The sequence below is a fragment of the Vitreoscilla filiformis genome (genome assembly GCF_002222655.1).
In the GTDB taxonomy this organism is placed as follows: Bacteria; Pseudomonadota; Gammaproteobacteria; order Burkholderiales; family Burkholderiaceae_C; genus Ideonella; species Ideonella filiformis.
In genome coordinates this window covers 273061-282640 of the sequence record NZ_CP022424.1, presented here as the reverse complement: position 1 = coordinate 282640, position 9580 = coordinate 273061, and the positions used below count along the sequence as shown (strand labels likewise).

Genomic DNA, 9580 nt, shown 5'->3' with positions numbered 1-9580 from the left:
GCGGCAGTGGTGATCCTGAAACAGCCATGAACAAACCGGCTTCGATTGTTGACGCAGCAACGGGTGTTCGTGCAAAACCCTGGGCTCGACCTGGAGCCCAGAGCCAGCACAGCTTAGGGGGAGTTCAGGTCTGCCCGGCGTTTCAGTCCCCTTGTGCGCCTTCGCCTTCCAGGCGCCGCACCACCGTCACCGGCACTTCGGCGTGGTGCAGCACCGCGTCCGCCACCCGACCGATGCGGCCATTGCTCAATAAGCCCGCCCCGCCCGTGCTGATGACGATGGCATCACACCCGCACTCCAGCGCCATCTCTGGCAACTCGCTGGCTGCATCGCCCAGGGCAATTTCCTGGGTGAAACTCAGCCCTGCCGCTGTCAGCAACTCAGCCGCTGGCACCAGCGCGTGTTCGGCGGCGGCTTGGCTGGCGTTTTCCAGCACCTCCACATCGGGCGCGAGCACCACTTCGTACAGATGCACCGGCTCGCGCACATGCGCCAGCGTGACCTGCAAGGCCAGTCCTTCTTGGCTCAACCGGATCACATGGCGCACGGCATCCAGCGACAAATCCGAACCATCCGTGGGAACGAGGAAGTTCAGCATGGCCAACTCTCTTTCTTTGTTGTCTGCAAATCGTCGAGCTTGGATGCTAACCCCGCTTCAGGGGGCCAGCGCATGGCGCCACAGCGTGCGCAGGCGCCCGCCCACATCGGCGGCGTCATAGCTGACGAGGCTCACGGCCCGCACCGGCAGCACCAACGCCCGCGACGTTTCTGGAACCCATGCCAGCGATGACAGCGCCGCCTGCACATCCGTCCAAGGCCAGGGGCGCCGGTACAGCCCCACCGTCACATGAGGCACCCAAGGGGCGCTGCGAAATTCGCCGTGCCCCAAGGCCAGCGCCTGTCGCAGGGCGGGCAACGCGCCGTCTTCGTCTTGCACCGTCAGGTACGCTGCCGACGCAAAACTCGCCACCGCCCCCAGCCGCAGCGTGAAGCGCCGGGGCGCCAACTGTGCCAACGCAGCGCATTGGGCGGCTTGCATGGCGGGCGTGAAATCGTCGTTCCACTGGGCTGATGCCAGATCACTGGCAAACCCGCACACCTGCAAAGTCAGGTGAGGTTGGCGTGGCCCCCAAACCAACCACGGTGCCAACGCCGCACGCACAGCGGCCAGCCGTTGCCGCAGGTGCCAAGTGGCGTGTGGGTCATCCTCCCAAGTCACCGCCCAGACGGCGTAACGGGTGCGTCCTCGCAACCAAGTAGCAGGCACCTGTGCAGGTGCTGCCAATACACGACCACTTGGGTTGATGGGGGAAGAACGTCGCAGAACCTTCATCTTTCCTGGGGACACTGTGTCAAGGCAACCACTGAGCCTGTCAGAATCAGTAGAAACCCGTACCTTTCGGGCTCTGCGCTCTGTCTGACCCGGCCTCGGGGCCATTACCTTTGCACCATGACCGCTGCCAATCGCATTCTTAATCCGGCGCTGCGCGCCAAACTCATGTCAGCCGAACAGGCCGCCACTTTCATTGTCGATGGTGACCATGTCGGGATGAGTGGTTTCACCGGCTCGGGCTCTCCCAAGAAGGTGCCCTTGGCTTTGGCCAAGCGCATCGACGCGGCCCATCAAGCCGGCCAGCATTTTCGCATCTCGGTGCTCACGGGGGCTTCGACCTCGTCTGAGCTGGATGGTGCTTTGGCCCGTGCCAACGCCATGGACATGCGCTTACCTTACCAAAGTGATCCGCATTGCCGCCAGCGCATCAATGCAGGTGAGATGGACTACATCGACGTACACCTGTCTCATGTGGCTCAGTACGTGTGGTTTGGTTTTTTTGGCAAGCTCAACGTGGCGGTGGTGGAGGTTGCCGGCGTGCTGGAGGACGGGCGGTTGATTCCGTCGACTTCGATTGGCAACAACAAAACTTGGCTGGATCAGGCGGACAAGGTCATCTTGGAGGTCAACAGCTGGCAGCCCGAAGGCCTTGAAGGCATGCACGATGTGTATTACGGCACCGAGCGCCCACCGCACCGCAAGCCCATTCCGTTGGTTCACCCCAACGATCGCATTGGCACGCCGTACCTGCACGTTGATCTGAACAAAGTGGTGGCCGTGGTTGCGACCCACGATCCCGACAAAGCCACGGCCTTCACGCCTCCGGATGACAAGTCGCGCGCCATTGCCGGGCACATTCTCGACTTCCTGCAACACGAGGTGACACAGGGCCGTTTGCCGCCCGAACTGCTACCGCTGCAATCGGGGGTCGGCAACATCGCCAACGCTGTGCTCGCCGGGTTGAACGAAGGCCCGTTCGAGAACCTCACGGCCTACACCGAGGTGTTGCAGGACGGCATGTTGGAAATGCTCAAGTCAGGCAAGTTGGCCAGTGCTTCGTCGGCTGCATTGGCGCTCAGCCCAGCCGCATTGGCCGAGTTCACGGCTGATTTGGATTACTGGCGCCAGCGCGTGGTGCTGCGTCCGCAAGAAATCAGCAATCACCCGGAGCTGATTCGCCGCCTCGGCATCATCGCCATGAACGGCATGATCGAGGCGGACATTTACGGCAACGTCAACTCCACCCACGTCATGGGGTCGTCGATCATGAACGGCATTGGCGGGTCGGGGGACTTTGCGCGCAATGCGTACCTGTCGATTTTCATGGCCCCGTCCACCGCCAAGGGCGGCGCGATTTCCACCATCGTGCCGATGGTCAGCCATGTGGATCACACCGAACACGATGTGCAAGTGATCGTCACCGATCAGGGTTTGGCCGATTTGCGCGGGTTGTCACCGCGCAAGCGGGCGGAGCTGATCATCGAACGCTGCGTCCACCCGTCGTTCCGCGACTTGCTGCGCGACTACTATGAACGCGCCCGTCGAGGCGCGCCCGGCCAACACACGCCGCATTTGTTGGACGAGTCGCTGAGCTGGCACAGCCGCTTCGTCAAGACCGGCCACATGTGAATGTGTACTTGAGCCTCAATCGTTCGCGCCTTTGGGCTGCGGGCGTTGGGCGTTGGTGGGCGGATCGCCGTACTGGAGATGGTTGATTTTGGCGGCTCGTAAGCTGCCGATCAACGCTTCTTGTGCGGCGATCGGGCTTTGGGGGCTGACCAACAGCACCGCACTGACGCCACTGCCCCCCTGCGGGCTGAGCTGGAGCGCCACCGCACCGGCTTGGGCGCAGGGCTGGGGTTGGTGATTGACTTGGCAGTGTCCTTGAGGGTCAAGGGTGAAGTCCACACGGTGGCGGGTTTGTGGTGGTGGGGTACAGCCGGCCAAGGCGGCCAGCCCCCACAGGCACAGGCATTGGAGGGGGGAGCGTGAAAGCAATGGCATCAGGTTTCGTGTCTTCATGTTCGCCTCATTTTCGGCTCATGTTGGCCTCATGTTCTGAGCGCACCATGAAGGCATACGGGCGCATTGTTCAGCCCGTCCCGATGCTCTGGAGTTTGACCATGCGCGATCCTGCCGAAATGTTTGCCAACAGCCACCGTGGGCGCATGCGGATGCCCCTGCCCGCCCGCCCGAGCATGAAGACCGTGTCCACCGTCCTCATCACCGCTGGGGTGACCACCGCCTTGGTGGCCGCAGGCTCGGCGGGTGCCTTGGGGTTGCCCGCTTTGTTCAAAGGCAACGCCGCCGCTGACACGGCTTCCGCCCCGGCAACGCCTTCCGCGACCCCTGCGCCCGTGGCCCCGTTGCCACCGGGATCGGTGCCTGACTACCGTGCCATCGTGCGCCAGGCGGGCCCGGCGGTGGTCGGGGTGACGGTTGCCGGCACGCGGGGCCAAGAGGACAGCGACAGCAGTGCCAGCAGCGGCCTGCCCCCTGAGTTGGAGAACGATCCGTTTTTCCAGTTTTTCCGAGGCATGCCCGGTTTCCAATTTCGCCGGGGGGGTGGCAGCCCCAAAACACCGTTTCGTGGTCAAGGCTCGGGGTTCATCATCAGCGCAGATGGGCTGATTTTGACCAACGCGCATGTGGTGCGCGACGCCAAAGACGTGACCGTCAAACTCTCCGATCGGCGTGAATTCGCCGCCAAGGTGCTGGGCTCCGATCCGGTGACGGATGTGGCCGTGTTGCGCATCGACGCCAAAGGGTTGCCGGCGGTGCGTTTGGGCGACGCCAGCACGTTGGAAGTGGGCGATCCGGTGCTGGCCATCGGCGCGCCTTACGGGCTGGAGCAAACGGCCACGCAAGGCATCGTCAGTGCCAAAGGGCGTTCGTTGCCGGGGGATTCGGCCGTGCCTTTCATCCAAACCGACGCCGCCGTCAACCCTGGCAATTCGGGCGGGCCGCTGTTCGATGGCACGGGCGCGGTGGTGGGCATCAACGCGCAGATTTACAGCCGCAGCGGTGGGTTTCAGGGGCTGAGCTTTGCGATTCCGATCAATGTGGCGCTGCAAGTCAAAGATCAAATCGTTGCCACGGGCCACGCCCGCCATGGTCAATTGGGCGTGATGGTGCAGGACGTGAACCAAGCCCTGGCCGAATCCTTCGGCTTGGCCCAGCCGGAAGGGGCACTGGTGGCGCGGGTCAACAAGGGCAGCGCGGCGGAAAAAGCGGGTTTACAGCCGGGGGATGTCATCTTGGAGGCCAACGGGCAGCGGGTGATTCAAGCGGGCACCTTGTCCAGCTTGATCAGCCTGGCGGCGCCGGGCAGCACGGTGACGCTCAAAATTTGGCGTGATCAGCGGGCGCAGACGTTGCGGGCCCAGCTCGGCAGCGCCGACGACAAACCCAACCCCCCCACCTCCGCCAGCGACAGCGCCGACGAAAGCAACCGCCTGGGCCTGCGCGTGCGTCCGCTGACGCCGCAAGAGCAGCGTCAAGCGGGCACCGATGGCAACGGTTTGCTGGTGGAAGGTTTGGACGGCAGCGGTGCAGCCGCCCGTGCAGGCGTGGAGCCGGGGGACGTGCTGTTGTCCATCAACGGCAAGCCGATCCGATCGCTCGATGAGGTGCGCAAGATCCTCAAAGATCAGCCCAAACAAGTGGCCTTGCTGATCCGGCGCCAGGGCGACACGCTGTTTGTGCCGGTGCCGTTGAAGTGATTTCAGGCGTCAGTGGCCGATGCCACCGGCGAATTCCAATCCAACGCCCCGGCTTGCTTGCCCGCCACCGAGTACAGCGCGCCGGGCGCGTTGCGCGTCTTTTGGAAAGCTTCCAAGGTCTCACCTCGCATGGCGGCGTAAATGTGCAGGTTCGACACCCCCACCACCGCCCCCAGCTTTTCCAGCATGAAAAAGATGCAGCCGTAGTGGATCAGCCCGCGCCAGTTGCGCGTCTGAACCAACCCCATCTCTTCCTCGGTTAGCCCGGCGGCTTGCATGGCCCCGATTTCATCGGTCTTGAAACGTTCGCGCTGGGCCGGCTCGATCAAGTCGTGCAAAAAGCGGTTGAGTCGGAACGCCTTGACGCTGCGGGCAAACGTGAACGGATACGCGCCCACCAGCCGCTCAGCGCCCGCCAGTTGCGTGCCGATGGCTTGCTGGTGACGGGCCACTTCGCCGGCAATCACCGGGCCCGCCTGGTTTTCGTAGATGGCCGCCGCAATGCCGGTCATGGATGGCAGGTAGTAGGCTTGATGCAACTTCTTGACTTGCGGTGACAGGGCACCGCGCATCGTCAACCACATCATGACCTCCGCCCCCTCGACGCCGCCCAGCTCGGCCAATTCTGCATGGGTGAGTTGGGCCAGCCGCTCCGGGTCTTTCTCGAACAGGTCGAGAAACTGCATGTCCCACGGCGTGTTGTTGAACCCCGCACGTTCACCATGTACTTGATGCGACAGGCCCCCCGTGGCGACGATCACCACCCGCAAGTCTTCCGGGTAGCTCTCAATGGCTCGGCGCAGCGCCTGGCCCAGTTTGTAGAAACGCCGCACGCTGGGCACCGGGAATTGCAGCACCCCCATTTGCAGCGGCACGATTGACACCGGCCAGCCCCCTGCGTGATCCCACAGCACCGACATGGGCGAGAACGCGCCGTGATCCAGCGGTTTGTTCTGGAAGAACGACATGTCGAACTCCTCGTGCATCAGCGAAGCACCGATGTGCGCCGCCAAGCCGGGATGCCCAGCCACCGCCGGCAGGTCACGCGGGCCGCCCCCTTCATCGGCTGCTTCGTAGCGTTCGCCGATGCCCAGCGCAAAAGCCGAGTAGTGATCGAAGAAGAAAGACGTGACGTGGTCGTTGTAGGTGACGATGGCCACGTCCGGCTTCACATCGGCCAGCCAACGCTTGACCGGCTCGAACGCTTCAAAAATCGGTGCCCAGACCGGGTCGGTGTGCTTTTTCTGGTCGAAAGCAAAACCGATGGTGGGTGTGTGGGAAACGGCGACACCGCCGAGGATGGTTGCCATGATGAACCCCTTTTGATCCGCGAAAAGAAATCAGAAGAAACAGCGGCGGCTCAAGCCCCGAAGCTGCGCACCAGCACCAAACTGATGGCCGGGAACGCCAGCAACAGCACGATGCGCACGAGGTCGGAGGCCAGGAACGGCATCACGCCTTTGAAGGTTTCGGTCAGCGGCACGTCTTTGGCCAGGCGGTTGATGATGTAGACGTTCATGCCCACGGGTGGATGCACCAGGCCAATCTCCACCACCATCAGCGCCAAGATGCCGAACCAGATGCTTTTGTCGGTGGAGGTCAAGCCGTAGAAATCCAGGCCCATCACCACCGGGTAGAAGATGGGGATCGTCAGCAAAATCATGGCCAGCGAGTCCATGACGCAGCCCAGGAAGATGTAGATCAGGAGGATCACCACCATCACCAGCATTGGCGACAGGGCTTGTGCCTGCACCCACGCCGCCAACTCCACCGGCATCTGGGACAGGGCCAGAGCGGCGTTGAGCATGTCCGCGCCCAGCAACACCAGGTAGATGATGGCCGTGGCCTGGGCGGTGCCCAGCGCACACGCCAGCAAACCCGGCAGGCGCAAGCCGCCGTGGGTGATGGCCAGCACCCCGCAGGCTGCTGCACCGATGGCCGCCGCTTCGGTCGGGTTGGCCCAACCGCCGTAAATGCCGACGATCACCACCAAAAACACCCCCAGCACTGGCGCCACTTCGGCCAAGGCTTTGAAGCGTTCACGCCACGGCACCACCGGGCCTGCCGGGCCGCAAGCAGGATTCACCCGCACCATGATCTGCACCACCAGCATGTAGCCGACCATGGCGATGATCCCCGGCAGCACCGCCGCCATGAACAGCTTGCCGATGCTCTCTTGGGTCAAGATGGCATAAATCACCAGCGGCACCGAAGGCGGGATCATGATGCCCAGCGTTCCGCCAGCGGCCAGGCAACCCGTGGCCAAACTGCCCGAATACCCAAAACGCTTCAGCTCCGGCAGGGCGACTTGGCCCATGGTCGCCGCCGTGGCCAGGGACGAGCCGCAAATCGCCCCAAACCCTGCACAGGCGCCGATCGAGGCCATCGCCACCCCACCGCGCCAGTGGCCCATGAAGGCCGCGACGAAACGGAACAACGCCTTGCTCAGCCCGCCGTGGGTGGCGAACTGGCCCATCAACAAGAACAGCGGAATCACCACGATGTCGTAGTTCGACAACCGGGCGTAGGCCGTTTGCTTCAGGCTGTTGAGCAGCGGCGCACTGTCTCCCGTGAGAAACCAGTACCCCCCCGCGCCAGCCACGAACATGGCAATGCCAATGGGCACACGCACCACCAGCAGCACCATCAATGCGGCAAAAATCCAGCCGCCCACTGCCATGCCGCTCATGCTGCGACCTCCATCGATGCCGAGTCACCCCGCAAGGCCAGGCGCCAGTGATGCACCGCCATGTACCCGCCCGCCAGCGCCATCAGCAGCAGACCGGGCAACATCAGCACTTAGGCCACCCACAGCGGCCAACCCAAAATCATGCTGGTCTCCTCGGAGGCGCGCACCATCCAAGCGCCTTCCGCCGAACGCCACGTCAGCAACGCCCCGACGGCGCCGAACAGCAGCGAGCCCAGCGCATCCAGCGCATGCACCACCGTGGGCCGGGCCTTGGCGGTGAAAAAATCCACCTTCACATCGCAGTGCGTGAGGTGGCAAAACGCGAAAAACGCCGCACACGCTGGCGCTGCGGCCATTTGCAGTACCTCGACGTCACCGGGCACCGGCATCGCCCACAGCTTGCGCCCGAGGATGGACAGCAAACTCATCGCCACCAGCCCAACAAACACCAAACCGCCCCCAATGGCCGAGACCTTGCTCGCCCACAGCAGCGCGCGCCCCAGCGGGCCGAATCGTGCAGCCGCCCCGGTGGGCGCCTCACCCGGCACAGGTTCTTGCATGACAACACTCCTCCACACCCAGCGCTCCGAAGGCGCTGGGCGGGTTCCATTCAAATGAAAAGGGGGAAAGGCTCAGCGCGCAGCGGCGCTGTGTTTGGCGATCAGGGCTCGCGCACCGTCCAGCAACTGCTGGCCGTTGGCGCCCTTGCCGTTCATGTCGGCCACCCAGGTGTCGATCAGCGGCTGGCCGGCCTTCTTCCAATTCACCAGCTCGGACGCCGGGATGACGTTGGTGGTGTTGCGGGCGGTGAGCTTTTTGCCCTCAGCATCCGCTGCCAGGAACACCTTGCCGATCTGGCCTGAGAAAGCTTGGCCCGAATGGGCGTCGATGACCTTCTTCAAGTCCGCCGGCAGGGCCTGGTACTTCGCCTTGTTCATCGCAAAAACGAAGGTCGAGGTGTAGAAAGCGGGTTCTGCCGGATCGGTTTCCGAGTGAAATTTCACCAGCTCTTGCACCTTGACCGACGGCACCACTTCGTAAGGCACCACCGCCCCATCGATCACCCCTTTGGCGATGGCCTCACCCACCGCCGGCACCGGCATCGCCACCGGGGTGGCTCCGAGTGCGGCGAGGAATTTGTTGGTTTGCCGTGTCGGTGCGCGCAGCTTCAAGCCTTTGAAATCGGCCAGGGTGCGGATGGGTTTGTCCCGCAGGTGAAACACCCCGTCTCCGTGGACATGGAAGGCAATCGGGTGCATGTCCTTGAACTCTTGCGGGGCGTACTGCTGCACGTAATCCCACAGCGCTTTGGAGGTGGCTTCGGGGTTTTGCATCATGAATGGCAGCTCGAACACCTCCACCCGTGGGAAACGGCCAGGGGTGTAACCGGTCAGCGTCCAGATCACGTCCACCACGCCATCGCGCACTTGGTCGATGAGCTGGGGCGGGGTGCCGCCGAGCTGCATCGAAGGGTAGATCTGGCATTTCATCCGGTTGTTGGATTCCTTGGCGATCTTGTCGCACCAAGGCTGGATGAACATCGTGTTGGCGTAAGAGCCCGCCGGCAAGAAGTGATGCACCTTGAGGGTGACTTCTTGCGCTGAGGCCGAGCCGGCAGCGCTTCCCAGCAAAACGGTGGCCGCAGCAGCCACCCAGCGCAACAGAGAACGATGGGACGTGCGGGTGTTCATGGACATGTCTCCTAATTCGTCGAAATTTGATTCAGCGCAAAGCATCCAGCGCGTGGGGCGCAGTCTAGGAAACCGAAGGGGGCGTGCAAAAGATGTGCGTTTGCCTTTCGCAATAACCTTTGGTTATCACAAGGCGACGCGAATG

The 9580-nt window shown here is 63.0% G+C and carries 9 protein-coding genes; 2 read left to right on the top strand and 7 right to left on the bottom strand.

All coding sequences use genetic code 11. The annotated features are described in order from the left end of the window. Positions 1-142: 142 nt before the first annotated feature. Both VITFI_RS17480 and VITFI_RS17475 read right to left on the bottom strand, forming a co-directional pair. Complete coding sequence (locus VITFI_RS17480; RefSeq protein WP_089418428.1) at positions 143-598, bottom strand: universal stress protein; 456 nt, start codon at positions 596-598, stop codon at positions 143-145. 57 nt (positions 599-655) lie between these two features. Next, on the bottom strand, positions 656-1267 hold the full coding sequence (locus VITFI_RS17475; protein ID WP_157725776.1) for a 2'-5' RNA ligase family protein: 612 nt from the start codon (positions 1265-1267) through the stop codon (positions 656-658). Positions 1268-1450: 183 nt separating this feature from the next. Between VITFI_RS17475 and VITFI_RS17470 the strand changes: the two genes are divergently transcribed. Next, complete coding sequence (locus VITFI_RS17470; RefSeq protein ID WP_089418426.1) at positions 1451-2962, top strand: acetyl-CoA hydrolase/transferase family protein; 1512 nt, start codon at positions 1451-1453, stop codon at positions 2960-2962. 15 nt (positions 2963-2977) lie between these two features. Here the strand turns inward: VITFI_RS17470 and VITFI_RS17465 are convergent, their stop codons facing one another. Further along, positions 2978-3355, bottom strand: coding sequence for a hypothetical protein (locus tag VITFI_RS17465; RefSeq protein WP_157725775.1), 378 nt, complete (start codon positions 3353-3355; stop codon positions 2978-2980). A gap of 176 nt (positions 3356-3531) precedes the next feature. On the opposite strand from VITFI_RS17465, the gene VITFI_RS17460 reads away from it, so the two are divergent. After that, positions 3532-5055: a Do family serine endopeptidase gene (locus VITFI_RS17460; RefSeq protein ID WP_089418455.1), complete on the top strand. Its 1524-nt coding sequence runs from the start codon at positions 3532-3534 to the stop codon at positions 5053-5055. A 2-nt stretch (positions 5056-5057) separates the two neighbouring features. On the opposite strand, the gene VITFI_RS17455 is transcribed toward VITFI_RS17460, so the two are convergent. The 4 genes from VITFI_RS17455 to VITFI_RS17440 form a co-directional block, all read right to left on the bottom strand. Next, a complete protein-coding gene (locus VITFI_RS17455; RefSeq protein WP_089418424.1) occupies positions 5058-6365 on the bottom strand; it encodes a gallate dioxygenase in 1308 nt (435 codons plus the stop codon). Positions 6366-6415: 50 nt separating this feature from the next. After that, positions 6416-7744, bottom strand: coding sequence for a TRAP transporter large permease (locus VITFI_RS17450; protein ID WP_089418423.1), 1329 nt, complete (start codon positions 7742-7744; stop codon positions 6416-6418). Positions 7745-7854: 110 nt separating this feature from the next. Next, positions 7855-8304: a TRAP transporter small permease gene (locus VITFI_RS17445; protein WP_089418422.1), complete on the bottom strand. Its 450-nt coding sequence runs from the start codon at positions 8302-8304 to the stop codon at positions 7855-7857. A 72-nt stretch (positions 8305-8376) separates the two neighbouring features. Next, positions 8377-9435 carry a TRAP transporter substrate-binding protein gene (locus tag VITFI_RS17440; RefSeq protein WP_089418421.1) on the bottom strand — a complete coding sequence of 353 codons (1059 nt, stop codon included), beginning with the start codon at positions 9433-9435 and terminating at the stop codon, positions 8377-8379. Positions 9436-9580 lie beyond the last annotated feature (145 nt).

What these genes read in the sequence shown, in the direction of transcription:
- VITFI_RS17450 (WP_089418423.1), bottom strand. Translation starts at nt 7,744, where the DNA reads ATGAGCGGCATGGCAGTGGGCGGCTGGATTTTTGCCGCATTGATGGTG.
- VITFI_RS17480 (WP_089418428.1), bottom strand. Translation starts at nt 598, where the DNA reads ATGCTGAACTTCCTCGTTCCCACGGATGGTTCGGATTTGTCGCTGGAT.
- VITFI_RS17470 (WP_089418426.1), top strand. Translation starts at nt 1,451, where the DNA reads ATGACCGCTGCCAATCGCATTCTTAATCCGGCGCTGCGCGCCAAACTC.
- VITFI_RS17445 (WP_089418422.1), bottom strand. Translation starts at nt 8,304, where the DNA reads ATGCAAGAACCTGTGCCGGGTGAGGCGCCCACCGGGGCGGCTGCACGA.
- VITFI_RS17440 (WP_089418421.1), bottom strand. Translation starts at nt 9,435, where the DNA reads ATGAACACCCGCACGTCCCATCGTTCTCTGTTGCGCTGGGTGGCTGCT.
- VITFI_RS17455 (WP_089418424.1), bottom strand. Translation starts at nt 6,365, where the DNA reads ATGGCAACCATCCTCGGCGGTGTCGCCGTTTCCCACACACCCACCATC.
- VITFI_RS17465 (WP_157725775.1), bottom strand. Translation starts at nt 3,355, where the DNA reads ATGAAGACACGAAACCTGATGCCATTGCTTTCACGCTCCCCCCTCCAA.
- VITFI_RS17460 (WP_089418455.1), top strand. Translation starts at nt 3,532, where the DNA reads ATGAAGACCGTGTCCACCGTCCTCATCACCGCTGGGGTGACCACCGCC.